This window comes from Streptomyces sp. NPDC003032 (assembly GCF_053591415.1).
The window spans coordinates 257228-280746 of record NZ_JBSFTT010000003.1 but is presented as its reverse complement, the minus strand read 5'-3'; the positions used below and the strand labels follow the sequence as shown (position 1 = coordinate 280746).

Here is a 23519-nt window from a genome sequence, read left to right as displayed (position 1 = left end):
GCGGTCGTCGGGCTCAGTGCGCCGAGCCGGACAGCTGGAGGCCGACCACGCCGATGATGACGAAGGAGATCGAGACGATCTTCAGCGTGGAGACCAGGTCGCCGAGGAAGATCATTCCGTAGATCGCGGTGCCCGCTGCGCCGATGCCCGTCCACACCGCGTACGCGGGCCCCACGTCCAGCTTCTTCAGCGCCAGCGTGAGCAGACCGAAACTGCCGAGCGCGAAGCAGGCGAACGCGATCGTCGGCCAGAGCCTGGTGAACCCGTGCGACAGCTTCAGACAGACCGCGAAGCCGGTCTCCAGAATCCCCGCCACGATGACCAGCAGCCACGCCATGTCCCTGCCTCCCGCACTCGTCCACGTTCCGTGACTGCTTCACCCGGCTGAATCCGGCTCGGTGCGATTATGCATTTACCTGCGCCACGGGGGGCGCAAACAACGGGGAGGTCAGTCGTCCTCGCGCCGCTCCCGCGTGGCCAGCAGCCGGCGCAGGGAGTACAGGCGCTGCGGGTCCGCGTGCCCGTCGGCGACCCAGGCGTCCAGCGCGCAGTCCTTCTCGTCGTGGCTGCAGCCACGAGGACAGCCGGCCGTGCCCGGCTCCAGGTCGGGGAAGGCGAGGATGACGCGGGACGGGTCGACGTGGTTGAGCCCGAAGGACCGCACGCCCGGGGTGTCGATCACCCAGCCGCCCACATCCGCCAGCGGAAGCGCGAGCGCGGAGGTCGTGGTGTGCCTGCCGCGGCCCGTGACCGCGTTGACGTGCCCGGTCGTCCGCCGCCGCTCCTCGGGGACCAGCGCGTTGACCAGCGTCGTCTTGCCCACCCCGGAGTGCCCGACGAAGGCCGTGACCTTGCCGTCGAGCAGCTCGTGGACCCGCGCGAGCTCCGCGCCGTCCGTGAACTCCTCGCGGCTGGTGACCACATAGGGGATGTCGAGAGTCGCGTACGTCTCCAGGAGCTTGTCGGCCGACGCCAGGTCCGACTTGGTCAGCACGAGGATCGGTTCGAGGCCGCCGTCGTACGCCGCCACGACGCACCGGTCGATCAGCCGCGGGCGCGGCTCGGGGTCGGCGAGGGCGGTGACGATGGCGAGCTGGTCGGCGTTGGCGACGACCACCCGCTCGTAGGGGTCGTCGTCGTCGGCGGTGCGCCGCAGGACGGACGTGCGCTCCGTGATCCGGACGATCCGCGCGAGGGTGTCCTTCTTCCCGGACAGGTCCCCGACGACCGCCACCCTGTCGCCCACCACGGCGGCCTTGCGGCCCAGCTCGCGGGCCTTCATGGCCATCACGATCCGGTCGTCGACCAGCACGGTGAGGCGCCCCCGGTCCACGGTGAGGACCATGCCCTCCGCCGCGTCCTCGTGCTTGGGCCTGATGTGGGTGCGGGGGCGGTTGCCCTTGCGGTTGGGGCGGACGCGGATGTCGTCCTCGTCGGGGTTCTTTCCGTAACGGCGCATTGTCGTTCCGCCCGTCAGCCGTTCCCGAGCATGGTGGTCCACAGGTCGGGGAAGTCCGGGAGCGTCTTCGCCGTCGTCGCGACGTTCTCGATCTGTACGCCGTCCACCGCGAGGCCGATGACCGCGCCCGCGGTCGCCATGCGGTGGTCGTCGTAGGTGTGGAAGACACCGCCGTGCAGCCGGCGCGGGCGGATGTGCAGGCCGTCGGCGGTCTCGGTGACGTCACCGCCGAGTTCGTTGATCTCCTTGGTGAGCGCGGCCAGGCGGTCCGTCTCGTGCAGGCGCAGATGGGCGACGCCGCGCAGCGTGGAGGGGGAGTCGGCGAGGGCCGCGACCGCCGCGATGCCCGGGGTCAGTTCGCCGACCTCGCTGAGGTCCACGTCGAGGCCGTGGACCGACCCGGAGCCGGTGAAGACCAGGCCCTGCTCGGTCAGCTCGCAGGAGCCGCCCATCTCCGTGAAGATCCGGCGCAGCGCGTCGCCGGGCTGCGTGGTGTGCGAGGGCCAGTCGGGGATGGTGACAGTGCCGCCGGTGACCAGCGCCGCGGCGAGGAACGGCTGGGCGTTGGAGAGGTCCGGCTCGACGGTCACGTCGCGGCCGAGCAGCGCGCCCGGGGTGACCCGCCACACGTTCGGCTCGCCGCCCGCCTCCGGGGTGTCCACCTGCGCGCCGGCCGAGCGGAGCATGTCGACCGTCATCCGGATGTGCGGCATCGAGGGCAGGGGGCCGCCCACGTGACGGACCTCCACGCCCTGGTTGAAGCGCGGGCCCGAAAGGAGCAGGGCGCTCACGAACTGGGAGGACGACGAGGCGTCGATCTCGACCGGGCCGCCGTCAAGGGCCCCGCCGCCGTGCACGGTCAGCGGCAGCGCGCCGCGCCCGTCGTCGTCGATGCGGGCACCGAGCACCCGCAGGGCGTTGATCACGCCGGTCAGCGGCCGCTCGTACGAACGGGGGTCACCGTCGAAGCGGATCGGGCCGTCGGCGAGCGCGGCGACCGGGGGGAGGAAGCGCATGACCGTGCCGGCGTTGCCGACGTCGACCGTGGCCGGGCCGTGCAGACCCGAGGGGATCACGCGCCAGGCCTCACCGGAGGCGCCCGTGACGGAGGAGCTGGAGGACACCGTCTCCTCGATGCCGACGCCCATCGCGCGCAGGGCGCCCGCCATCAGCAGGGTGTCGCGGGAGCGCAGCGGGCGGCGCAGCCAGCCGGGCTCGGCGGCGAGCGAGGCCAGGACGAGCGCGCGGTTGGTGACCGATTTCGAACCGGGGACGTGGACCGTCGCGGTGACGGCTCCGCTTGCGTGCGGGGCGGGCCAGAGGGCGGTGTGCGCCGGGGTTTCGGTCATGCCCTCACTTTAGTGGCTGCCGGTGACCCCGCTCAGACGGTCGGCGGCCAGCGCGTCCCGCCTCTCTCAGACGTCGAGGAGCCAGCGCCCCCCGCCCATCAGTGAGCAGAGGGAGACGGCGTGGAAGAGGAAGAGCCACAGGCCCGCGGGGACATGCGTCAGCCGCGAGAGCTGGTCCGCGTCCGAGTCGCCCGCGCCCCCGTGCCTGCGCTTGGCCTGGAGCTCGAAGGCGGGACGGACGCCTCCCAGGAGCAGGAACCACACCACCGCGTACGCGAACGCCGCCTGCACGTCCGTGTCCGCCAGCCAGGAGACGAGCAGGAACGCGCCGCCGGTCACGATCACCGTCAGGGCGCCGTACGCGTTGCGGATCATCACCAGCAGCGCGACGAGCAGCGCGGTGGCGATCCACAGCAGCGCCGTGATGCGCCCCGAGGAGAGCAGCGCCGCGCCGCCGAGGCCCAGCAGCGGGGGAGCGGTGTACCCCGCCGCCGCGGTCAGGATCATGCCGAGCCCGGTGGGCTTCCCGCGCGAGACGGTCAGGCCCGAGGTGTCGGAGTGCAGCCGGATGCCGTCGAGGCGGCGCCCGGTGAGCAGGGCGATCAGGCCGTGGCCGCCCTCGTGCGCGATGGTGATGGCGTTGCGGGCCAGGCGCCATATGCCGTGCGGGGCGACCACGGCGAGGGCCACGGCGCCGGCCGCGATCACCAGCCACTGCTCGGGCGCCGACTGGGTGCCGAACACGCGGTCCCAGAGGTCGGCCAGGCCGGCGTTGGCGGTGCTTTCCATTCTTTGGCCGCTCCTCTGGTCGCACGGGGTCTGGCAGTCTGGCACGTATGTGCGGACGGTATGCATCGAGTCGTGGGCCCGAAGACCTCGCGGGCATCTTCGAGATCGAGAAGTATGAGCCGGAGGAACAGCTGGCCCCCGATTTCAACGTGGCCCCCACCAAAGAGGTCTACGCGGTTCTCGACCGTCCATTGAAAGACGCCGGAGACCCGGCTCCGGTTCGCCAGCTGCGCACCCTCAAGTGGGGGCTCGTGCCGTCCTGGTCCAAGACGCCCGAGGGCGGCGCCCGGATGATCAACGCCCGCGCGGAGACCGTGCACGAGAAGCCCTCCTACCGCCGCGCCTTCGCCTCCCGCCGCTGCGTCCTGCCCGCCGACGGCTATTACGAGTGGGTGACCGCGCCCGAGGAGCGGCAGCTGGAGGTCGAGGGCAAGAAGAAGCGGCCCCGCAAGCAGCCGTACTTCGTGACCCCCGCCGACGGCTCCGTCTTCGCCATGGCGGGGCTCTACGAGTTCTGGCGGGACAAGACCCTGCCCGACGAGCACCCCCTCGCCTGGTGGGTGACCTGCACGGTGATCACCACGGAGGCCGAGACCACGCCCCTCGCGGTCGCCCCCGAGGAGGGCCCGCGCTCGCTCGCCGACATCCACCCGCGCATGCCGCTCATGCTGACGCCCGACCGCTGGGACGCCTGGCTCGACCCGTCCCGCACGGACGTCGAGGAGCTGCGCGCGCTCCTGGAGCCGCCCCCGGCCGGGCTGATGCGGGCCTACCCCGTGTCGACGGCGGTCAGCAACGTACGCAACAACGGCCCGGAGCTGCTGAAGGAGCTGGAGGGGCCCGAAGAGGGCACACTGTTCTGATGTGACGCACATGACGAGGCACGTGACGCAGAGCGAGCCCGCTGAGACCACTGAACCCACTGAGCTTGTCGAGACCGACGCCGGTGAGGCGCGGATCACCTGGCACCCGGCGAAGAAGAAGGCCCGGTTCCTGCTCGCCGTCAGCCACGGCGCCGGCGGCGGCATCGAGGCCCGCGACCTGCGGGCGCTCGCCGCCACCCTGCCCGCCCACGGCGTGAGCGTCGCCCTCGTCGAGCAGCCCTGGCGGGTCGCGGGCAAGAAGCTGGCGCCCGCCCCCAAGACACTGGACGTGGGGTGGCGGGGGATCTGGCCCGCCCTGGAGAAGAAGGGGCTCCCGGTGATCTCCGGCGGCCGCAGCGCGGGCGCGCGCGTCGCCTGCCGCACGGCCACGGAGCTGGGCGCGGCCGCCGTGCTCGCCCTCAGCTTCCCCCTGCACCCCCCGGGCAGGCCCGAGAAGTCCCGCGCCGACGAGCTGCTCGGCGCCGGCGTGCCGACCCTCGTCGTGCAGGGCGGCAACGACCCGTTCGGGAAGCCCGCCGAGTTCCCCGACGGGGCGTACGAGTTGGTGGAAGTGCCCTTCGGCGATCACGGTTTCGCGGTGCCGAAGAGGGCGGACCCGACCCAGGACGAGGCCGTGGCGGTCATCACGGACGGCGTCACACGGTGGGTGGGAATGTTGGGCGCGTGACCTCTGTTGTCGCGAACAGACGGTGCACACCGTCGTCGACGTGTTCGTACGAGAGGGAGTCCGCCGCATGGGTTCGACCATCTGCCCGAACCGCTCCAGCGCCTCTGACCTGGAGTGGACGGTCTTGAGCGCACCCAAAAGCGCAACTATTCGGGCGGCGCGCGGAGTGGATCGTCGTCTATCCTCCGATTCGAGTGGGGCTGCTTTCGGCCTCGCCACGTCGTTGGAGGAGGTGGGTCCGGTCACTGGGACCGACGCAGGGACCGAGCACGGCCAGGCGGAGCGCCCCGATGAGGGTTCTGAGACGGCCGCGGAGCGCACGGCCCGATTCGAGCGGGACGCACTGACTTTCCTCGACCAGATGTACTCGGCGGCGCTGCGCATGACGCGCAATCCGGCGGACGCCGAGGACCTGGTGCAGGAGACCTACGCGAAGGCGTACGCGTCGTTCCACCAGTTCCGCGAGGGCACCAACCTCAAGGCGTGGCTGTACCGCATCCTCACGAACACGTTCATCAACTCGTACCGCAAGAAGCAGCGCGAGCCCCAGCGCAGCGCCGCCGAGGAGATCGAGGACTGGCAGCTCGCGCGCGCCGAGTCGCACATGTCCACCGGTCTGCGCTCCGCCGAGTCGCAGGCGCTCGACCACCTGCCCGACTCGGACGTGAAGCAGGCGCTGCAGGCGATCCCCGAGGAATTCCGCATCGCCGTCTATCTGGCCGATGTAGAGGGCTTTGCCTACAAGGAGATCGCGGACATTATGGGGACACCCATCGGTACGGTGATGTCCCGGCTGCACCGGGGCCGACGCCAACTGCGCGGCATGCTGGAGGACTACGCCCGTGACCGCGGGCTCGTCCCGGCGGGTGCCGGGGAGTCGAACGGAACGAAAGGCTCGGGCTCATGAGCTGCGGAGAGCCGCACGAGACTGACTGCAGTGAAGTCCTGGACCACCTCTATGAGTTCCTGGACCACGAGATGCCGGACAGTGACTGCACCAAGTTCGAGACGCACTTCGAGGAGTGCTCGCCGTGCCTGGAGAAGTACGGCCTGGAGCAGGCCGTGAAGAAGCTGGTGAAGCGCTGCTGCGGCCAGGACGACGTACCCGTCGACCTGCGGGCCAAGGTGATGGGCCGCATCGACCTCATCCGCTCCGGGCAGACCGTGCCCGACCAGGACGTCACCCAGGACGCGGCCCCCTCGGAGGCGTGAACACTCCGGTACCACCCCAAGGCCCCGTTCTCCCCTCCCGTCACTCGAATGTGCTAATTCGCCGCCGTCGGGTGCTGGCCGCCGAGCAGCCGTTCTAGTCTCCGGACCTGGGTCTTGCGACCCGGAACGGGGAGGAGAACTCCATGCGGTCGGTGCCGGCGTGGGCCCGCGTGTACACCCTGTGCGTCGCTCTGGTCGGCGCCGCCTGTGCCGCCCCGGCGCTGCTGAGCGGGCGCACCCCCTGGCCCGCCGTCGCGCTCCTCGCGGCGCTCTGCGCCGGGTGCGAGCGGATCACCCTCCCCCGAAGCCGCACGCGCGGCCTCGGCACCTTCTTCCCCGTGCTGCTCGCCGGGGCGTTCCTGCTGCCGCCGTCGGCCGCCGCGCTCGTCGCCGTGCCCGGCGCGCTGCTCGCCCGCGTCGACCGGCGCCCCCGCTGGGTGCGCCGCCTCTGGCGCGCCGCCCAACTCGCCCTGGCCACCTGGGCGGCGGCGCGGGCGTACGCCGCGCTGGGCGGCCCAGCGGCCTGCGCGGCGCCGGACTTCCCGTACGTCCTCGGGCCCGCGGGAGCCGCCGTGCTCGCCTTCTCCGCCGTGCTCGCCGCCCTGGACGGCGGCGTTCTCCTGACCGCCGAGCGCGTTCCCGCGCGGGCCGCCTGGCGGGGTCTCTTCCCGCGCTCGCTCGCGCCCGTCGCCGTGCACGGGCTCGCCGGTCTGATGATGGCGGTGCTCTGGACCAGCCCGTACGGCCCCGCCGCCGCGCTGCTCGTGCTGCTCCCGATGGGCGTCTCCTGCTGGGTCTTCGCGCAGTACCACCGCGAGCGGGCCGCCCACCAGGCCACCATCCGGGCGCTCGTCCAGGCCGTCGACCTCAAGGACAAGTACACGCGCGGCCACAGCGAGCGGGTCGGCCGCGCCTCGGTGATGATCGCGCGCGAGCTGGGCATGGACGACGAGCGGGTCGAGGTCCTGCGGTTCGCCGGGATCCTGCACGACGTCGGGAAACTCGGCGTACCCACACGGCTGTTGCGCAAGGACGGACCCCTCACTCCGGAGGAGCGGCGCGTCATCGAACTGCATCCCGAGTACGGACACGAGATGGTGCGCGGCATCGGCTTCCTCGGCGAGGCGCGGGCGGCGATCCTGCACCACCACGAGCGGATCGACGGCAGCGGCTACCCCTACGGGCTCGCCGGGCGGCAGATCCCCGAGAGCGCACGGGTGGTCGCCGTGGCCGACGCCTTCGACGCGATGACGTCCACGCGGTCCTACCAGCGGGCCCGGCCGGTGCCGGCGGCGCTGGAGGAGCTGGCCCGGTGCGCGGGGGCGCAGTTCGACCCGGTGATGGTCGCGGCGTTGACGCGGGCCCTCGGCCGGGACGGATGGCATCCCGGGGTCACTTCGGACGTCCCCGAAGGCGGAGGAAACGTACCGCCCGCACGGGCTCTGCCCGCACCCGCGGTCCGCGGTTCGGCACCGCGGTGAGCGCCTCCGTCCCGGCCCCCGGCGCCGGGAGTGCCCGTCTGTCCCGGCGTGCGGAACGCCTGCCCACGACGGTGGCCCACGGGCTCGCCGGGCTGCTCGCCCTCGCCTCTCTCGGCTGGACCCTGTGGCACGGCGTCGTCGAAGGGCCGGTCGCGCTCGCCTTCGGGGTGTTGATCACCCTCGGTGAGCTGGCCCGGTGGGGAGGCGCGAGCGACCGCGAGCCCGCGCCGCTCGGGGCCGCGGGGGCGCTGGCGTACGCGCTGCTCGGGCAGAACGCCGGGCAGGCCACGCACCACGGAGTGCTCCAGGTGATCGCCGTGGTCGTCGCGGCGGCCCTCGCGGGGGCCGTGCCGCACGTGGCGCGCGGCCTGGGGCCCACGCCCGACCACATGGCGCGGCGCGTGCTGACCGTCGCGTTCGCCGCCGTCTGCTTCCAACCCCTCTACAACGCGGGCAGGTTGAAGGACTGGGTCGGCCACGGCCCCTGGTTCGCGCTCGTCATCGTCGCCCTGCTCGCCCTCACCGCGCTCTGCGACGCCGTCCTCGCCGCCGCGATGGCGCACGCCCGGACCCGCTGGCCGTTCGGGCCGCTGCTCCGCGACGAGCTGCGGGCCATGCTGGGCATCGGCTCCGCCGTCTGCGCGACAGGGGCCGTGATGGCGCTCGCGGTGGCCGTGGCGGGGCTCTGGGCGCTGCCCGTGTTCAGCCTCCCCCTGCTGCTCACCCAGCTGTCCTTCCGGCGGTACGCGGCGGTGCGGGCCACCTACCGGCAGACCATCGCGTCGCTGGCCCGCGCCACCGAGATCGCCGGGTACACCCCGCAGGGCCACGCCCACCGCGTCGCCGGGCTCAGCCGGGCCGTCGGGCGGGACCTCGGCCTCACCGGGCCGGACCTCACGGTCCTGGAGTACGCGGCGCTGATGCACGACATCGGCCAGCTGTCCCTCGTCGACCCCGTCCCCGAGGGCGCCACCGCCGCGCTGCCCGAGGCGCAGCAGCGCCGAATAGCCCTGCTCGGCGGCGCCGTCGTACGGCAGACGGGGGTGGACTCCGAGGTCGCCGTCGTCGTCGAGCGCCAGGCCGACCCCTACCGCCGTCAGCCGCTCACCGCCCGTATTGTGCGCACCGCGAACGCGTACGACGAGATGGCGCGGGGAGAAGGAGCCTCGGGGGCGCTCGGCGGGCCGCTCGACGCCTTGGAGAAGCTGAGGCTCGCCACCGGCCGCGACTACCAGCCCGAGGTCGTGGAGTCGCTGGCGAGGGTGGTGTCGAGGGGCGGCCTTAGCTCGTCCCCGGCTGGGTAACCCATGGGTAATGAGCGGCCGTCCGACCGTACGTGGTTGGATGCGAAGAAGAGGGTGCACGGGGGCATGGACCCGACGCCGCGCCTTCGCAGGATGGGACTTCCGGAAATCGTGACAGGCGGGAATCAGGCGGGAATCGTGAGGATCTTCGGCAAGGGACGGCATCGGCCCTCCGCCTCATGGCGGCAGGCGACCGACCGCGCGTTCACGCTGATCGGCGACGGCCGGTACGAGGACGCGGGAGCGCTGCTCACGCGCGCGGCGGATCTGGAACCCTGGCTGTCCGAGTCCTGGTTCAACCTCGCGCTGCTCCACAAGTTCCGGCACGACTGGGAGCAGGCGCGGGCCGCCGGGCTGCGCGCCGTCGCACTCCTGGATCGCTCGGCCGGCGCCCCGGACTGGTGGAACGTCGGCATCGCGGCGACCGCGCTCCAGGACTGGCCGCTGGCCCGCCGCGCCTGGCAGGCGTACGGCCTGAAGGTGCCCGGCGGTGTGGCCGCGTCCGGCGAGCCCTCGGGCATGGAGCTGGGCAGCGCGGCCGTGCGGCTCTCCCCGGAGGGCGAGGCCGAGGTGGTGTGGGGCCGCAGGCTGGACCCCGCGCGCATCGAGGTGCTCTCCATCCCGCTGCCCTCCTCCGGGCGCCGCTGGGGCGAGGTCGTGCTGCACGACGGCGTCCCGCACGGCGAGCGGACGACGGCGGCCGGACACTCGTACCCCGTGTTCGACGAGATCGAGCTCTGGGCGCCCTCACCCGTGCCGACCTGGGTCGTCCTCCTGGAGGCCGCCACCGAGGACGACCGGGACGCCCTGGAGCAGCTCGCGGCCGACGCGGGCTTCGCCGCCGAGGACTGGTCGTCGTCCGTGCGGCTGCTGTGCCGCATGTGCTCGGAGTCCCGGATGCCGAGCGACGAGGGCGACGGCGAGCACCTGGACCCGCACGACCACAGCGAGCCGGGCCACCCGGGCCCCCTCGGCCACCGCAGCCCCGGCGCGATCTGGGTGCCGGAGCGGGAGTGCGGCATCGCGGCGCCGGCCGCCCTGGTGCGCGGGCTCCTCGACAGCTGGGTCGCGGACAGCCCGGACTCGCGGGACTGGCGGGACCTCGAAGAGGTCTGCTGACCCGAGGAGGCGTGCCGGTACTTCGCCGTAGGCTGTACCGGCACAAACTCTGAGGGTTTCACGGAAGGCTTACGGCGGACATGGCGCAGGACACTGAGCAGCAGGCCTCCGGCGGGGTGCTCCCCGTCGACGACGAGGGCTTCGTCATCGACACGGAGGACTGCGAGGAGCGCGAGACGGCCTACCGCGAGCGCGGCACGTCGCGGCCGATCACGGTCGTCGGCAACCCGGTCCTGCACAAGGAGTGCAAGGACGTCACGTCCTTCGACGACGAGCTCGCGAAGCTGGTCGACGACATGTTCGCGACCCAGCGCGTCGCGCAGGGCGTGGGCGTGGCCGCCAACCAGGTCGGCGTCGACCTGAAGGTCTTCGTCTACGACTGCATGGACGACGAGGGCGTGCGCCACGTCGGCGTCGTCTGCAACCCGGTGCTGCGGGAGCTGCCCGCCGAGCAGCGCCGCCTCGACGACTCGGGCGAGGGCTGCCTGTCCGTGCCCACCGCGTACGCCCCGCTGGCCCGCCCGGACTACGCCGAGGTGACCGGGCAGGACGAGAAGGGCAACCCCATCAAGGTGCGGGGCGGCGGCTACTTCGCCCGCTGCCTCCAGCACGAGACGGACCACCTGTACGGCTACCTGTACATCGACCGCCTCTCCAAGAGGGAGCGCAAGGACGCCCTGCGCCAGATGGCAGAGGGCACCCCGCGCTACCCCGTGGTGCCCAATGACTGACGTGCGCGGCGTGCGCGACGTCTGAGCGGCGCGGTAACCGCGTGACACCAGCGGCCCCTGGCCGGGAACCCTCCCGGCCAGGGGCCGTCGGCATGAGCCGCTCACCTGTGCGAGCAGAACCGGCTGCCGAAGATCCATAATCAGTCACGTACGGGGGTGTTCTCGGCACTGGGGGGTAGTGAATGGCGCAAAACTGTTCCCTGAACGGTCAGTTGTGGTGCTGAATGGAAAGCGCGGGGAGATACACAACGGCGCGCGCCCGGCACGGCGGGAGGGGTGTGTGCCGTTCAGGCGGCTGAAAGGGGTTTGTCCGTGCCTGCATATTCCGGAAGCACTTCACAGACACAGCCACACGCGCAGGCGGTATCGGTCCCACCGGCGCTGGCCGTTCCGGTGATCGAGGCAGCGTTTCCTCGCCGTCTGCACCCGTATTGGCCAAAGCTTCAGGAGAAGTCCAGGACCTGGCTACGCGAAATGCGGCTCATGCCGCCCGACAAGGTCGAGCGGTACGCGGACGGCCTCTGCTACACCGACCTGGTGGCGGGCTACTACATTGGCGCGCCCGACGAGTTGCTGAGGGCGATAGCGGACCTCAGCAGCTGGTTCTTCGCCTGGGACGACCGGCACGACCGTGACTCGGTGCACGGCAGGGCGACCCAGTGGCGGTGGCTCTGCCGCGGCCTGCACGGCGCCCTCGAAGACCCCCGGCGGTACCGCCACCACCGCGACCCGCTGGTCGCGGGGTTCGCGGACTGCGTACGCCGCCTGTACTCCTTCCTCGGCCCCAGCTGGAACGCCCGGTTCGCCCGCCACTTCCACCCCGTGATAGAGGCATACGACCAGGAGTTCAGGAACCGGCGCAGCGGCACCGTCCCCACGGTCGAGGCGTACGTGGAGCTGCGCCGCCTCACGTTCGCGCACTGGGCCTGGATCGACCTCCTCGAACCGACCGCGCGCCGCGAACTGCCGCGCGCCATAAGGAAGCACCCCGCGTACCTCCGGGCGGCCCTCGCGACCCAGGACTTCTCGGCCTGGTACAACGACCTGTGCTCGCTCCCCAAAGAACTCGCGGGAGACGAAGTGCACAATCTCGGGATCAGCCTCATCCAGCACGAGGGACTGACGCTCGAAGAAGCCGTACGAGAAGTACACCGGCGGGTCAGTCAATGCGTCACGGATTTCCTCGCAGCCGAGGTGGAAGTGCTGTCGCTCGCGGCGCAATTGTCCGACGGAACGGTCGAAGGAAAAGAACTGGCGAACGCGGTGGAATCCTGCGTCTTCAACATGCGGAACTGGTTCTCTTCCGTTTACTGGTTCCACCATGAATCCGGACGCTATCGGGTGGACAGCTGGGACGACCGGTCCATGCCCCCGTATGTGACGGAGGATGTCCTGGCGGAAAACGAACTGGTGGGTGAGGAATGAGCGCCCCGCCGCTCGTCGGCGGTGGCGCGCCCCTGCTCGGCCACGCCTGGAACCTGGTGCGCGACCCGCTCGGCTTCCTCGCCGCTCTGCGTGACCACGGAGATCTCGTACGGATCAGGCTGGGGCCCAGGACGGCGTACGTGGTCTGCGACCCGGAGCTGGTCGGCGCCCTGCTGAAACGCCCCGAGTACATCGTCGGCGGACCGCTCTGGGACACCCTGGAGGTGCTCCTCGGCAAGGGCGTGGCGACCAGCAACGGCAAGCTGCACCGGCGCCAGCGCCGGATGATGCAGCCCGCGTTCAGGCCCGAGCGGATCGCCGACTACGCCAAGGTGATGGAGGAGGAGGCGCGCGCCACGGCGGCCCGCTGGCGGCCGGGCGCCACGGTCGACGTGAGCGCGGAGATGTTCCGCACGGCCGTGCGCGTCGTCTCGCGCTCCCTGCTGGAGGTCGGCTCGATCGGCGAGAAGGCGGACCGCATCGCCGACTCGCTGCACACCGTGTTCCAGGGGCTCTACCGCCGGATGGTGCTCTCCTTCGGGCCGCTCCACCGCGTGCCGACCCCCGCCAACCGGCGCTTCGAGAGGGCGCTCGCCGATCTGCACGCACTCGTCGACGAGATCGTCGCGGAGCGCCGCGCGGCAGGGCCCGGCGGCCCGGACGACCTGCTCGCGGAATTGCTGCGGGCCACGGACGAATCCGGGGAGCCCATAGCCGACCAGGAGATCCACGACCACGTGGTTTCGCTCGTCGTCGCCGGAGCGGAGAATGTCGCGTCGACGCTGGCGTGGGCGTTCCATCTGCTCACCGAACACCCGGACCAGGAAAGGCGGTTGGTTGAAGAAGTAAATTCCGTGGCCAGGGATCGCGCGATCACATTCGCCGATCTGGGGAGCCTGCCGCACCTCCGCAATGTCATCACCGAGGCCATGCGCATACGGCCGGCCGCCTGGATATTCACGCGCCGGTCCGTGGCCGAGACCGAGCTGGGCGGCTATCGCATTCCGGCGGACGCGGACATCGTATACAGCGTGTACGCGATGCAGCGCGACCCGCGTTCCTTCGAGCGGCACCTGGAGTTCGACCCGGACCGCTGGAGCCCCGAACGCGTCGGTGACGTACCGGAGTTCGCGATGATGCCGTTCAGTGTCGGCAATCGGAAGTGTCCGGGAGACCACTTCAGTCTGGCCGAACTGGCCCTGATCCTGGGGACCGTGGTGCCCAAGTGGCGCCTGGAGCCGGTCGCGGAGACCGACACCGGCACGCGCGTGGGCATCACACTGCACCCCAAGCGCCTGGTCCTGCGCGCCGAGCGGCGCTGACGGCCGGTCCGCGGAAGGTGCGGCGGTAGGCGTTCGGGGTCCGTCATCCCCTCCGAGCCCTCCAGCAACTCCTGCGCCGGCAGCACGCCGGATCGACCGGCAGCCGCGCGCGGCGGGGGACGCCCCGCGCGGCTACCGGGAGCAGGCGTCCCTAGAACTCGTCGTCGAAGGAGACCGACCCCTCGACCGCGACCTGGTACGCCGAAGGGCGCCGCTCGAAGAAGTTGGTCAGCTCCTGGACCCCCTGAAGCTCCATGAACGAGAACGGGTTGGCCGAGCCGTAGACCGGCGCGAAGCCAAGGCGCTGGAGGCGCTGGTCGGCGACGCACTGGAGGTACTCGCGCATCGAGTCGGTGTTCATGCCCGGCAGACCGTCGCCGCACAGGTCGCGGGCGAACTGCAGCTCGGCCTCGACGGCCTCCTTCAGCATGTCCGTGACCTGCGTCCGAAGCGCGTCGTCGAACAGCTCGGGCTCCTCCTTGCGGACCGTGTCGACCACGTCGAAGGCGAAGCTCATGTGCATCGTCTCGTCGCGGAACACCCAGTTGGTGCCGGTCGCCAGGCCGTGCAGCAGACCGCGGCTGCGGAACCAGTAGACGTACGCGAAGGCACCGTAGAAGAAGAGGCCCTCGATGCACGCGGCGAAGCAGATCAGGTTGAGCAGGAAGCGGCGGCGGTCGGCCTGGGTCTCCAGGCGCTCCAGCTTCTCGACCGAGTCCATCCACTTGAAGCAGAACTGCGCCTTCTCGCGGATGGAGGGGATCTCCTCGACCGCGTCGAAGGCCGCCGCGCGGTCCTCCGGGTCGGGCAGATACGTGTCGAGCAGCGTCAGATAGAACTGGACGTGCACGGCCTCCTCGAAGAGCTGACGACTCAGGTACAGCCGCGCCTCGGGGGAGTTGATGTGCTTGTAGAGCGTCAGCACCAGGTTGTTGGAGACGATCGAGTCACCGGTCGCGAAGAACGCGACCAGGCGGCCGATCATGTGCTGCTCGCCAGGCGTGAGCTTGGCGAGGTCGGTGACGTCCGAGTGGAGGTCGACCTCCTCCACCGTCCACGTGTTCTTGATCGCGTCCCGGTAGCGCTCGTAGAAGTCCGGGTAGCGCATGGGGCGCAGGGTCAGCTCGAAGCCCGGGTCGAGGAGGTTCTTCGTACTGTTGGTCGTGGAGCTCATTACTGGCAGGCCTCGCAGGACTCGGGGTTTTCCAGGGAGCAGGCGACGGCGTCTTCGGCCGTGACCTGCGCGGGTACGGGGGCGGTGGCGGCGGTCGCGCCGGAGCCGGCCGCGCGGGCGATGCGGGTGGCGGGGCGCGAGCGCAGGTAGTACGTCGTCTTCAGGCCCTGCTGCCAGGCGTAGGCGTACATCGAGGAGAGCTTGCCGATGGTCGGCGTCTCCAGGAACAGGTTCAGGGACTGCGCCTGGTCGAGGAACGGCGTGCGCGCGGCGGCCATGTCGATCAGACCGCGCTGCGGGATCTCCCACGCCGTGCGGTACAGCGCGCGGACGTCCTCGGGGATCCAGCTGAAGCCCTGCACCGAGCCACTGGCCTCGCGCAGCGCCTCGCGGGTCTGCGCGTCCCAGACGCCGAGCCGCTTCAGCTCCTCCACCAGGTAGGCGTTGACCTGGAGGAACTCGCCGCTGAGCGTCTCACGCTTGAAGAGGTTGGAGACCTGCGGCTCGATGCACTCGTAGACGCCCGCGATGGACGCGATGGTGGCGGTCGGCGCGATGGCGAGCAGGAGGGAGTTGCGCATGCCGGTGGTGGCGATGCGCGCCCGCAGGGCCGCCCACCGCTCCGGCCAGGTCAGCACGGCACCGTAGTGGTCCGGGTGCAGGACGCCGCGCGCGGTGCGGGTCTTCTCCCAGGCCGGGAGCGGCCCGTTCCGCTCGGCGAGGTCCGCGGAGGCCTCGTACGCGGCGAGCATGATCCGCTCGGCGATACGGGTGGACAGGGCGCGCGCCTCGGGGGAGTCGAAGGGCAGCCTCAGCTGGAAGAAGACGTCCTGGAGGCCCATCGCGCCGAGGCCCACCGGGCGCCACTTGGCGTTGGAGCGCCCGGCCTGCTCGGTCGGGTAGAAGTTGATGTCGACGACGCGGTCGAGGAAGGTGACGGCGGTACGGACGGTCTCGTCGAGCCGCTCCCAGTCGATGTCACCGGCGGCGGCGTCCACGAACGCGCCGAGGTTGACCGAGCCGAGGTTGCAGACGGCCGTCTCGCCGTCGTCCGTGACCTCCAGGATCTCCGTGCAGAGGTTGGAGGAGTGCACGGTGTGGCCGGGTTCCGCCGTCTGGTTGGCGGTGCGGTTGGCGGCGTCCTTGAACGTCATCCAGCCGTTGCCGGTCTGCGCGAGGGTGCGCATCATGCGGCCGTACAGCTCCCGGGCCGGGATGGTCTTCTTCGCGAGCCCGGCGGCCTCCGCCCCGCGGTAGGCGGCGTCGAACTCCTTGCCCCACAGGTCGACGAGGTCGGGCACGTCGGCCGGGGAGAACAGCGACCAGTCCTGGTCGGCGGCGACCCGGCGCATGAACTCGTCCGGGATCCAGTGCGCGAGGTTGAGGTTGTGCGTGCGGCGCGCGTCCTCACCGGTGTTGTCGCGCAGCTCCAGGAACTCCTCGATGTCGGAGTGCCAGGTCTCCAGGTAGACCGCGGCCGCGCCCTTGCGCCGGCCGCCCTGGTTCACGGCGGCGACCGAGGCGTCCAGGGTCTTCAGGAACGGCACGATGCCGTTGGAGTGCCCGTTCGTGCCACGGATCAGCGAGCCACGGGAACGGATGCGGGAGTACGAGAGTCCGATGCCGCCCGCGTGCTTGGAGAGCCGCGCGACCTGGTGGTAGCGGTCGTAGATCGAGTCCAGCTCGTCCAGCGGGGAGTCGAGGAGGTAGCAGGAGGACATCTGCGGGTGGCGGGTGCCGGAGTTGAAGAGCGTCGGCGACGACGGCAGGTAGTCCAGGCGGCTCATCAGGCGGTACAGCGCCGCGACCTCGTCCAGGGCGCGCTCGCCGCCGTCCTCCGCGAGACCGCTCGCGACGCGCAGCATGAAGTGCTGCGGGGTCTCGATGACCTGCCGGGTGATCGGGTGGCGCAGCAGATAGCGGCTGTGCAGGGTGCGCAGGCCGAAGTAGCCGAAGCGGAAGTCGGCGCCGTCGGCGAGCGCGGCGTCCACCAGCGCGTCGAGCCGGGCCGCGTGCTCCGTCACGAAGGACGCCGTACGGTCGGCGATCAGGCCCTCGCGGTGGCCGACCGCGATGGAGTCGGTGAAGGAGCGCACGCCCTGCGTCGCCGCCTCCTCGCGGATGCCGATCGACAGGAGCCGGGCCGCCAGCTTCGAGTACGCCGGGTCCTCGGAGATGAGCCCCGCGGCCGCCTCGGTCGCCAGTTCCCGCAGCTCCGCGGTGATCTCGGAGGCGGCCTTCGCGGACCGGCCCCGCAGCGCGGCGGCGGCGACCCGGCCGGGGTCGGCGTCGGGAAGGTCGGCGGTGAGGTCGGTCAGGGTGCGCAGCAGCGCGGCCCCTGGTCCGTCGGTTCCCTCGGCACCCTGGGTGGTCGGCATCGGCGTCGGCGTCGACGGCGCTGACGCGGGTTCGGCAGGCGCGATGGTCACGTGGGGCACTCCCTCGCTCGGCTCTGGGCCAGGGGAGGGGAGGGCACACGGGCGCACCCGGACAGGGCGGCGTACCGCGTCCACCGGCCCACTCCACGAGGCCCGGACGGTCGGCACCCGGGCCGGACGGCACGGGTGCGCTGTCGGCAGGTCCTCGGACTCCGCGTACGCCGAATGCGTACACATGCACCGTTGCGGGACAGTTCCGGACTTGCACCGGATTCCCCTGCGGCGACAGCGAGCACGAGCATACATCTTGTGCCGGGTCCCTGAAGCAGGCCCACATCTTGTGTCGGCTCGCAGGGGCGGTGCAGGAGGGGCCGTTGCTTGGAGGGGGCCTGGAAGGGGCCTGGAGGGGGCGCCTAGAGCTTCAGCTCGTACGTCAGCAGCGGCACCGTCTCGATCGGCCTCCAGTCGCGCTCGGGCGTCCGTACGAAGCCGAGGCGCTCGTACAGCCGGTGGGCGGCGTGCATCGACGTCTGCGTGGACAGGACGAGCCCGGTGCGGCCCGCGTCCTTGGCGCGCCGCACGCACTCCCGTACGAGCGACTCGCCGGCGCCCCGGCCGCGCGCCTCGGGGGAGACGGCCAGCATCCGTATCTCGGCCTGGTTCTCGCGCGCGATGTCCGCCATCGGCCCGCCGGACGGGACGTAGGTGACGCAGCCGAGTGTCTTCGCGTCATCGACGGCCACCAGGATGTCGGCGTCGGCCGCGCGCGCCGCCACGTCGCGCAGTACCGCGAGATAGGGGTCCTCGGTCCCGAAGTCCAGGTGCCCGCCGTCGAGATAGGCCTGCGCGGTGAGGGCGCCGAGCGCCTCGTACTCCTCGGGGTGTGCGTGTCTGATCGTGATGTCCATGCCGCGCAGTGTGCAACACGGGTACGACAGAGGGCCGCCGGTTTTCCGGCGGCCCTCGTCGTGACGGGGAGAGGCTCAGTGCCCGGCGCCCGCCGTAGCCTTCGGCAGTTCCTGGACGACTCCGGGGTCGCCCGCGTCCGCGGTGTAGTCCTCGGGGGAGGTCTCGTCGATGCCGTCCGGGGCCTTCAGCGCCTTCAGGACGAAGGTGAGGACCACGGTGACGACGACGTTCAGGACGAACGCGGTGAGGCCGATGTAGCCGATCTCGCCGATGCCCGGGATCGTGTCGGAGGAGCCGCCGAAGTGCTTCTGCGTCGGCGAGGCGACGCCGTACGCGGCCAGGGTGCCGTAGACCATGCCGACCGCCCAGCCCGCGAGCAGCGCCCAGCGGTGGAACCAGCGCGTGAACAGGCCGCCGACCAGCGCGGGCATCGTCTGGAGGATCCAGATGCCGCCGAGCAGCTGGAAGTTGATCGCGACGGTCTTGTCCATGGTGAGGACGAAGGCGAGCGCGCCGACCTTCACCATGAGCGAGACCAGCTTGGAGACCTTGGTCTCCTGCGCGGGCGTCGCGTCGGGCTTGATGAAGTCCTTGTAGATGTTCCGGGTGAAGAGGTTCGCGGCCGCGATCGACATGATGGCCGCGGGGACCAGCGCGCCGATGCCGATGGCCGCGAAGGCCACGCCCGTGAACCAGTCCGGGAACATGGTCTCGAAGAGCTGCGGGATCGCCAACTGGCCGTTGTCCACCTTGATCCCGGCCGCGATCGCCATGAAGCCGAGCAGCGCGAGCAGGCCGAGCATCAGCGAGTACAGCGGCAGGATGGTGGTGTTGCGGCGGATCACGTCGCGGCTCTTGGAGGAGAGGGTCGCCGTGATCGAGTGCGGGTACATGAAGAGCGCGAGCGCCGAGCCGAGCGCGAGCGTCGCGTACGTCCACTGCCCGGCCTCGGCGGGCGCGAGGGCGCCGCGCGGCTTGTCGGTCGCCGGGTTGGTCTGCGCGAAGGCGTCACCGGCCTTGGCGAAGATCTCGTCGAAGCCGCCGAGCTTGATCGGTATGTAGATGATCGCGACGACGATGACGAGATAGATCAGGCCGTCCTTCACGAACGCGATCAGCGCGGGCGCGCGCAGCCCCGACGAGTAGGTGTACGCGGCGAGCACCGCGAAGGCGATCAGGAGCGGCAGGTCCTTGATGAACCAGTGGGTGTCCGGGCCGCCGCCGACGCCCATGACGTCGAGGACCGCCTGGATGCCGACCAGTTGGAGCGCGATGTAGGGCATCGTGGCGAGGATGCCGGTGACCGCGACGGCCAGCGAGAGCCCCTTCGAGCCGAACCGCCCGCGCACGAAGTCGGAGGTCGTCACGTAGCCGTGCTTGTGCGAGACCGACCACAGACGCGGCAGGAAGGTGAAGATCAGCGGATAGACGAGGATCGTGTACGGCACCGCGAAGAACCCGGCCGCGCCCGCCGCGTAGATCGCCGCCGGGACGGCCACGAAGGTGTACGCGGTGTAGAGGTCGCCGCCGAGCAGGAACCACGTGACCCAGGTGCCGAACGACCGGCCGCCCAGGCCCCATTCGTCCAGGCTCTGGTCGTTCTCGGCCTTGCGCCAGCGGGCGGCGAGGAAGCCCATGACGGTGACCGCGACGAAAAAGAGGATGAAGACGGCGAGCGCGACGCCGTTGACTCCGTCGTTCATGACCGCGCACCTTCCTTGCGGGCGCGCTGGTCGCGCTGGTCACGCTGCCACAGCTTGTACGCGATCATCGTGAGCACCGTGGAGACGAGCACCCAGAGCATCTGGTACCAGTAGAAGAACGGGATGCCTATGAAGGTCGGTTCGATCTTCGCGTACGAACTGACCCAGAGCATTGCCACGAAGGGTGCGACAAGGCAGGCCGCGATGACCACGCGGACCGGTGTGACCACCGGTCTGTTCACTTCAGGCGCATCTGACATGTCGCGGCTCCGTTCCCTCACTTATCTCATGCTTAACGTGCGGGAAATCTAAGCCACAGTCTCGCTGTATGGAACCCCTGTCCGAATAACGGACCGGCCGATGTGCCTGCTCAGCAGCAGCGGAACCCCTGCCGGGGGTCCGACTCCTGGCGGTCCGTCCGCATACGCTCGAACGCGCGGCGGCTGGGCACCGGCGCGGCCGGATGGTCCTTGCGTACGTGCGCCACATACCGCTCGTACGCCGACTCGTCGGTCAGCTCGCGGACGTACCAGCGCATCCAGCGCAGCCCGCGCAACACCATGGTCATACCGTCAACTTCGATTCCACGTAGGGCGCTTCGCGCAGTTCGGTGGCGGCGGGGTTGCGCACGTGTCTCACGCACACCCGTGCCGCGTCGAGGATCACGATGACGACGAGCAGGGCGAGGGCGGCCGAGAGGACGCCGTCCACCGTGGAGTTGGTGACGACGGTGTGCATGTCGTCCATGGTCTTGGCGGGCGGCAGGACCTTGCCGTCGTCGATGGCGTCCTGGTAGATCGAGCGCTGGGTGAAGAAGCCCACCCGGGGATCGCCGGAGAACACCTTCTGCCAGCTCGCCGTCAGTGTCACCGTGGCGTCCCAGGCGAGCGGGATTCCGGTCACCCAGGCCCACTTGAGGCGTCCGGACTTCACGAGCAGCGTCGTGCAGACGGTGAGGGCGACGGCGGCGAGGAGCTGGTTGGCGATGCCGAAGATCGGGAAGAGCTGGTTGATGCCGCCGAGCGGCTCGTGCACGCCCACCCAGAGGAAGTAGCCCCAGAGGCCGGTGACGGCCGCGCTGGTCAGCACGAGGCCCGGCTTCCAACTGACATTCTTGAAGGGCTTGTAGACGTTCCCGAGCATGTCCTGGAGCATGAAGCGGCCCACGCGCGTGCCCGCGTCGAGCGCGGTCAGGATGAACAGCGCCTCGAACATGATCGCGAAGTGGTACCAGAAGGCCCGCATCGAGCCGCCCGTGACCTTCGAGAAGATCTCGGAGACGCCGACCGCGAGCGTGGGGGCGCCGCCCGTGCGCGAGAGCAGCGAGGACTCCTCCACGTTCTTGGCGGCCTGCGCCAGGTCGGCGGGGGAGATGGAGTACCCGAAGCCCGCGACGGCCTTCGACGCCTCCTGCACGGTGTCGCCGACGACGCCCGCCGGCGCGTTCATCGCGAAGTACAGCCCGGGGTCGATGATCGACGCCGCGACGAGCGCCATGACGGCGACGGCCGACTCCATCAGCATGGAGCCGTACCCGATCATCCGGACCTGCGTCTCCTTCCGGATCATCTTCGGCGTCGTGCCCGAGGAGATCAGCGCGTGGAAGCCGGACAGGGCACCGCACGCGATGGTGATGAAGACGAAGGGGAAGAGCGAGCCCGCGAAGACCGGCCCGTCGCCGCGCGAGGCGAAGTCGGTCACCGGGTCCATCCTCAGCGTCGGCAGGGCGATGACGACACCGAGCGCGAGCAGCAGGATGGTCCCGATCTTCATGAACGTCGACAGGTAGTCGCGCGGCGCGAGCAGCATCCACACCGGCAGGATCGAGGCGATGAAGCCGTACGCGACCAGCCAGACGACCAGCGTCGAGGGCGCGAGCGTGAAGGTGTCCGCGAGCGAGGACTCGGCGACCCAGCGCCCGGCGACGAGCGCGACAAGGAGCAGCGCGACACCGATGAGGGAGACCTCGCTGACCCGCCCCGGGCGCAGGACCCGCAGGTAGAAGCCCATCAGCAGGGCGATCGGGATGGTCATCGCGATGGAGAAGGTGCCCCATGGCGACTCGGCGAGCGCGTTGACGATGACCAGGGCGAGCACCCCGAGCAGGATGATCATGATGGCGAACGCGGCGAGCAGCGCGGCGGCCCCGCCGAACGGCCCGATCTCGTCCCGTGCCATCTGCCCGAGCGACTTGCCGTCCCGCCGCGTCGAGAAGAAGAGCACGACCATGTCCTGTGCGGCACCCGCGAAGATCACGCCGACGATGATCCAGATCGTGCCGGGCAGATACCCCATCTGCGCGGCGAGGACCGGCCCCACCAGCGGTCCCGCGCCGGCGATGGCGGCGAAGTGGTGGCCGAGCAGGACGCGGCGGTCGGTCGGGTGGAAGTCGATGCCGTTGTCGAGCCGCTCGGCGGGCGTCGCCCGGGTCGCGTCGACCTTCAGGACCTTGTACGCGATGAACTTGGAGTAGAAGCGGTACGCGACGGCGTACGAGCCGAGGGCCGCCGCCACCATCCAGGCGGCCGACACCTCCTCGTCGCGCGCGAGCGCCAGTACGGTCCAGCCCGTGGCGCCGACCAGCGCGACGAGGGTCCAGACGGCGATGGATCGGGGATCTGCTCTGCGCACCGGGTCGTCCTCCCGTTCATCATGCGATGACGGGAGGAACGTAGAGCAGCGAGGTGATCCGCGCCAGACCGCGTGGTCGGTGTGTCCGTGCCGCGCTCAGTCGGTGGGTCTCTTCAGGCGGGCCACGAACTTGTAGCGGTCGCCCCGGTAGACCGAGCGCACCCACTCCACCGGCCGTCCCGTGCCGTCCAGCGAGTGCCGGGACAGCAGCAGCATCGGCAGGCCGACGTCGGTGCCGAGCAGGCCCGCCTCGCGCGGGGTGGCCAGCGAGGTCTCGATGGTCTCCTCGGCCTCGGCGAGATGTACGTCGTACACCTCGGCGAGCGCGGTGTAGAGCGAGGTGTACTTCACCAGGGAGCGGCGCAGGGCGGGGAAGCGCTTGGCCGACAGGTGCGTGGTCTCGATGGCCATCGCCTCGCCGTTGGCAAGGCGCAGGCGCTCGATGCGCAGGACCCGGCTGCCCGCGCCGATGTCGAGCAGCCCGGCGAGGGTGTCGTCGGCGGTGATGTAGCCGATGTCCAGAAGCTGCGAGGTGGGTTCGAGGCCCTGGGCCCGCATGTCCTCGGTGTAGGAGGTGAGTTGGAGGGCCTGCGACACCTTCGGCTTGGCGACGAAGGTGCCCTTGCCCTGGATCCGCTCCAGGCGCCCCTCGACGACCAGCTCCTGGAGGGCCTGGCGGACCGTCGTACGCGAGGTGTCGAACTCGGCGGCGAGCGTGCGCTCAGGGGGGACGGGGGTGCCGGGCGGCAGCGTCTCCGTCATGTCGAGCAAGTGCCGCTTCAGGCGGTAGTACTTGGGCACGCGCGCGGTGCGGCCGACGCTCGGGCCCTCCGAAGGCGCGCCCGCATCGGTCCCGGTCCTGCCCGCTTCGGTGCCCATAGTCAGCCTTCCCGGCTCCTGTGCTGCTGCCGTCACCGGCTCCTCCGTCTGTCGCGGCTCACATCGTGGCACGGTACGGGGCATGGGGGCGCCCCCTGGTCGA

22 protein-coding genes and 1 riboswitch are annotated in these 23519 nt (G+C 70.7%); of the genes, 10 read left to right on the top strand and 12 right to left on the bottom strand.

The genetic code is table 11. The features are described 5' to 3' along the window. Positions 1–13: 13 nt before the first annotated feature. The 4 genes from ACWDZ7_RS05850 to ACWDZ7_RS05835 all read right to left on the bottom strand — a co-directional run bounded on the left by ACWDZ7_RS05850 (position 14) and on the right by ACWDZ7_RS05835 (position 3597). Positions 14–337 carry a DMT family transporter gene (locus ACWDZ7_RS05850; protein WP_127911081.1) on the bottom strand — a complete coding sequence of 108 codons (324 nt, stop codon included), beginning with the start codon at positions 335–337 and terminating at the stop codon, positions 14–16. Positions 338–448: 111 nt separating this feature from the next. Beyond that, on the bottom strand, positions 449–1459 hold the full coding sequence (rsgA, locus tag ACWDZ7_RS05845) for a ribosome small subunit-dependent GTPase A (RefSeq protein WP_451795150.1): 1011 nt from the start codon (positions 1457–1459) through the stop codon (positions 449–451). 14 nt (positions 1460–1473) lie between these two features. Continuing rightward, a complete protein-coding gene (gene aroA / locus ACWDZ7_RS05840; RefSeq protein WP_451795148.1) occupies positions 1474–2808 on the bottom strand; it encodes a 3-phosphoshikimate 1-carboxyvinyltransferase in 1335 nt (444 codons plus the stop codon). Between the two features lie 66 nt (positions 2809–2874). Next, positions 2875–3597 (bottom strand): M50 family metallopeptidase, encoded by a 723-nt coding sequence (locus ACWDZ7_RS05835; protein WP_451795146.1) that lies wholly within the window; start codon positions 3595–3597, stop codon positions 2875–2877. A gap of 47 nt (positions 3598–3644) precedes the next feature. On the opposite strand from ACWDZ7_RS05835, the gene ACWDZ7_RS05830 reads away from it, so the two are divergent. The 10 genes from ACWDZ7_RS05830 (at position 3645) to ACWDZ7_RS05785 (ending at position 13742) form a co-directional block, all read left to right on the top strand. Next, entirely contained in the window at positions 3645–4460 is an 816-nt protein-coding gene (locus ACWDZ7_RS05830; RefSeq protein ID WP_451795144.1) for an SOS response-associated peptidase, read from the top strand. Positions 4461–4470: 10 nt separating this feature from the next. Continuing rightward, positions 4471–5148 (top strand): alpha/beta hydrolase family protein, encoded by a 678-nt coding sequence (locus tag ACWDZ7_RS05825; protein ID WP_451795142.1) that lies wholly within the window; start codon positions 4471–4473, stop codon positions 5146–5148. Between the two features lie 232 nt (positions 5149–5380). After that, complete coding sequence (gene sigR / locus ACWDZ7_RS05820; protein WP_451795141.1) at positions 5381–6055, top strand: RNA polymerase sigma factor SigR; 675 nt, start codon at positions 5381–5383, stop codon at positions 6053–6055. After that, positions 6052–6360 (top strand): mycothiol system anti-sigma-R factor, encoded by a 309-nt coding sequence (rsrA, locus tag ACWDZ7_RS05815; RefSeq protein WP_451512697.1) that lies wholly within the window; start codon positions 6052–6054, stop codon positions 6358–6360. Before sigR ends, rsrA begins: the two co-directional genes overlap by 4 nt. A 143-nt stretch (positions 6361–6503) precedes the next feature. Further along, positions 6504–7841, top strand: coding sequence for an HD-GYP domain-containing protein (locus ACWDZ7_RS05810; protein WP_451795139.1), 1338 nt, complete (start codon positions 6504–6506; stop codon positions 7839–7841). Continuing rightward, positions 7739–9145 (top strand): HD-GYP domain-containing protein, encoded by a 1407-nt coding sequence (locus tag ACWDZ7_RS05805; RefSeq protein WP_451795138.1) that lies wholly within the window; start codon positions 7739–7741, stop codon positions 9143–9145. Before ACWDZ7_RS05810 ends, ACWDZ7_RS05805 begins: the two co-directional genes overlap by 103 nt. 138 nt (positions 9146–9283) lie before the next feature. Next, positions 9284–10264: a tetratricopeptide repeat protein gene (locus ACWDZ7_RS05800; protein ID WP_030780912.1), complete on the top strand. Its 981-nt coding sequence runs from the start codon at positions 9284–9286 to the stop codon at positions 10262–10264. 80 nt (positions 10265–10344) lie between these two features. Further along, entirely contained in the window at positions 10345–10995 is a 651-nt protein-coding gene (def, locus tag ACWDZ7_RS05795) for a peptide deformylase (protein ID WP_451795137.1), read from the top strand. Positions 10996–11307: 312 nt separating this feature from the next. Then, the gene (cyc1, locus tag ACWDZ7_RS05790; RefSeq protein ID WP_451795135.1) at positions 11308–12420 is read left to right on the top strand and encodes an epi-isozizaene synthase; all 1113 of its coding nucleotides are present in this window, start codon (positions 11308–11310) and stop codon (positions 12418–12420) included. Next, a complete protein-coding gene (locus ACWDZ7_RS05785) occupies positions 12417–13742 on the top strand; it encodes a bifunctional albaflavenone monooxygenase/terpene synthase (protein WP_451795134.1) in 1326 nt (441 codons plus the stop codon). The genes cyc1 and ACWDZ7_RS05785 overlap by 4 nt, the downstream gene beginning before the upstream one ends. A gap of 151 nt (positions 13743–13893) precedes the next feature. On the opposite strand, the gene ACWDZ7_RS05780 is transcribed toward ACWDZ7_RS05785, so the two are convergent. From ACWDZ7_RS05780 to ACWDZ7_RS05745, 8 genes are all read right to left on the bottom strand, one after another. Continuing rightward, on the bottom strand, positions 13894–14916 hold the full coding sequence (locus ACWDZ7_RS05780; RefSeq protein WP_451795133.1) for a ribonucleotide-diphosphate reductase subunit beta: 1023 nt from the start codon (positions 14914–14916) through the stop codon (positions 13894–13896). Next, positions 14916–17345: a ribonucleoside-diphosphate reductase subunit alpha gene (locus tag ACWDZ7_RS05775; RefSeq protein WP_451795132.1), complete on the bottom strand. Its 2430-nt coding sequence runs from the start codon at positions 17343–17345 to the stop codon at positions 14916–14918. The genes ACWDZ7_RS05780 and ACWDZ7_RS05775 overlap by 1 nt, the downstream gene beginning before the upstream one ends. Positions 17346–17473: 128 nt before the next feature. Beyond that, a riboswitch (cobalamin riboswitch) is annotated at positions 17474–17596 on the bottom strand. A 111-nt stretch (positions 17597–17707) separates the two neighbouring features. Beyond that, on the bottom strand, positions 17708–18202 hold the full coding sequence (locus ACWDZ7_RS05770) for a GNAT family N-acetyltransferase (protein ID WP_451795130.1): 495 nt from the start codon (positions 18200–18202) through the stop codon (positions 17708–17710). Positions 18203–18277: 75 nt separating this feature from the next. Next, positions 18278–19906, bottom strand: a complete 1629-nt coding sequence (mctP, locus tag ACWDZ7_RS05765) for a monocarboxylate uptake permease MctP (protein ID WP_451795129.1) — start codon at positions 19904–19906, stop codon at positions 18278–18280. Next, positions 19903–20166, bottom strand: coding sequence for a DUF3311 domain-containing protein (locus tag ACWDZ7_RS05760; protein WP_451795128.1), 264 nt, complete (start codon positions 20164–20166; stop codon positions 19903–19905). Before ACWDZ7_RS05760 ends, mctP begins: the two co-directional genes overlap by 4 nt. Positions 20167–20276: 110 nt before the next feature. After that, a complete protein-coding gene (locus tag ACWDZ7_RS05755; protein WP_451795126.1) occupies positions 20277–20474 on the bottom strand; it encodes a YbdD/YjiX family protein in 198 nt (65 codons plus the stop codon). Continuing rightward, complete coding sequence (locus ACWDZ7_RS05750; protein ID WP_451795125.1) at positions 20471–22537, bottom strand: carbon starvation CstA family protein; 2067 nt, start codon at positions 22535–22537, stop codon at positions 20471–20473. Before ACWDZ7_RS05750 ends, ACWDZ7_RS05755 begins: the two co-directional genes overlap by 4 nt. A gap of 96 nt (positions 22538–22633) precedes the next feature. After that, positions 22634–23416 carry a GntR family transcriptional regulator gene (locus tag ACWDZ7_RS05745; RefSeq protein WP_451512910.1) on the bottom strand — a complete coding sequence of 261 codons (783 nt, stop codon included), beginning with the start codon at positions 23414–23416 and terminating at the stop codon, positions 22634–22636. Between the last annotated feature and the right edge of the window lie 103 nt (positions 23417–23519).

Excerpts from the sequence above, each read along its gene's own strand:
- ACWDZ7_RS05850 (WP_127911081.1), bottom strand. The coding sequence starts at position 337 with ATGGCGTGGCTGCTGGTCATCGTGGCGGGGATTCTGGAGACCGGCTTC.
- rsgA (WP_451795150.1), bottom strand. The coding sequence starts at position 1,459 with ATGCGCCGTTACGGAAAGAACCCCGACGAGGACGACATCCGCGTCCGC.
- aroA (WP_451795148.1), bottom strand. The coding sequence starts at position 2,808 with ATGACCGAAACCCCGGCGCACACCGCCCTCTGGCCCGCCCCGCACGCA.
- ACWDZ7_RS05835 (WP_451795146.1), bottom strand. The coding sequence starts at position 3,597 with ATGGAAAGCACCGCCAACGCCGGCCTGGCCGACCTCTGGGACCGCGTG.
- ACWDZ7_RS05830 (WP_451795144.1), top strand. The coding sequence starts at position 3,645 with ATGTGCGGACGGTATGCATCGAGTCGTGGGCCCGAAGACCTCGCGGGC.
- ACWDZ7_RS05825 (WP_451795142.1), top strand. The coding sequence starts at position 4,471 with ATGACGAGGCACGTGACGCAGAGCGAGCCCGCTGAGACCACTGAACCC.
- rsrA (WP_451512697.1), top strand. The coding sequence starts at position 6,052 with ATGAGCTGCGGAGAGCCGCACGAGACTGACTGCAGTGAAGTCCTGGAC.
- ACWDZ7_RS05810 (WP_451795139.1), top strand. The coding sequence starts at position 6,504 with ATGCGGTCGGTGCCGGCGTGGGCCCGCGTGTACACCCTGTGCGTCGCT.
- ACWDZ7_RS05805 (WP_451795138.1), top strand. The coding sequence starts at position 7,739 with ATGGCATCCCGGGGTCACTTCGGACGTCCCCGAAGGCGGAGGAAACGT.
- def (WP_451795137.1), top strand. The coding sequence starts at position 10,345 with ATGGCGCAGGACACTGAGCAGCAGGCCTCCGGCGGGGTGCTCCCCGTC.
- ACWDZ7_RS05785 (WP_451795134.1), top strand. The coding sequence starts at position 12,417 with ATGAGCGCCCCGCCGCTCGTCGGCGGTGGCGCGCCCCTGCTCGGCCAC.
- ACWDZ7_RS05780 (WP_451795133.1), bottom strand. The coding sequence starts at position 14,916 with ATGAGCTCCACGACCAACAGTACGAAGAACCTCCTCGACCCGGGCTTC.
- ACWDZ7_RS05770 (WP_451795130.1), bottom strand. The coding sequence starts at position 18,202 with ATGGACATCACGATCAGACACGCACACCCCGAGGAGTACGAGGCGCTC.
- mctP (WP_451795129.1), bottom strand. The coding sequence starts at position 19,906 with ATGAACGACGGAGTCAACGGCGTCGCGCTCGCCGTCTTCATCCTCTTT.
- ACWDZ7_RS05760 (WP_451795128.1), bottom strand. The coding sequence starts at position 20,166 with ATGTCAGATGCGCCTGAAGTGAACAGACCGGTGGTCACACCGGTCCGC.
- ACWDZ7_RS05755 (WP_451795126.1), bottom strand. The coding sequence starts at position 20,474 with ATGACCATGGTGTTGCGCGGGCTGCGCTGGATGCGCTGGTACGTCCGC.
- ACWDZ7_RS05745 (WP_451512910.1), bottom strand. The coding sequence starts at position 23,416 with ATGGGCACCGAAGCGGGCAGGACCGGGACCGATGCGGGCGCGCCTTCG.